This is a genomic window from Paracoccus salipaludis (assembly GCF_002287065.1).
Classification (GTDB): domain Bacteria; phylum Pseudomonadota; class Alphaproteobacteria; order Rhodobacterales; family Rhodobacteraceae; genus Paracoccus; species Paracoccus salipaludis.
In genome coordinates, this window is sequence record NZ_NSJZ01000088.1 from 1 (window position 1) to 725 (window position 725).

Annotated in this window: 1 protein-coding gene; it reads right to left on the reverse strand. The window is 63.6% G+C overall.

Features of this window, described 5'->3' with window-relative positions; all coding sequences use genetic code 11:
• Nucleotides 1-578 (reverse strand): helix-turn-helix domain-containing protein (locus CK240_RS17695; RefSeq protein WP_167650111.1); only part of this gene is annotated, 578 nt, incomplete at its 3' end.
• Between the last annotated feature and the right edge of the window lie 147 nt (nucleotides 579-725).

The window sequence follows — 725 nt, forward strand, 5'->3', positions numbered from 1 at the left end:
TCCAATGGTGCGGCTTCTTCGCCGCCCTTCATAGCCTCGATGATCTGATCCACATGCGCCCGCTGCTGCTGCGCGCGGCGAACCATGAGGCTGCGGGTCTTGTCGTTGTCCCGGGCGATCTGGTGCAGCTGGTGGGCTAACTGGTCCAGTTGCAGGCGGGGGATCTTCTGCCCGCGCTGCACGGCCGCGTTCATGGCCCGCACCACCTGGTTCACGTTCCGCCCGATCGCGGACACCTCCTTGGTCAGTTCCGCGATCTCGCCCGCCTCCGGCGGCTCGATGTGGTAGACGCCCGCTGCGTAGAGCAGCACCCGCCGCGCCGTGTCGGCCCGGCTCAGGTTCAGCTCCCCCGCCAGGGCGTCCAGCCGCTCCATGTCCTCGGTGCTGACCCGCACCGTCAGCACCTTGCTGCGCGATTGCGGCAGGCGCTCGTCCCAGCGGTTCTTGAGGTTGTAGATCGTCCGGCGGCTGACCCCGTATTTCTTCGCCAGCTCCGTCACCGGCACCTTCGCGTCGAGCTCACCCCGGAGAGCTTGCTTCTGGGCGTTCGTCAGGCGGCTGAACTTGCGTCTCGGCATGTGTGAAGTATCCAACTTGGAGGCTGTGAAGTATCCAAGTTATATTTCCTGCTATTAACACACATCCGAAAACAGCCTTCACAGATCAGGGGAAACCCAAGCCGTCTCGAAGCCCGCTGAGTGGGTCTGTAGAGCAACGATCAGGAG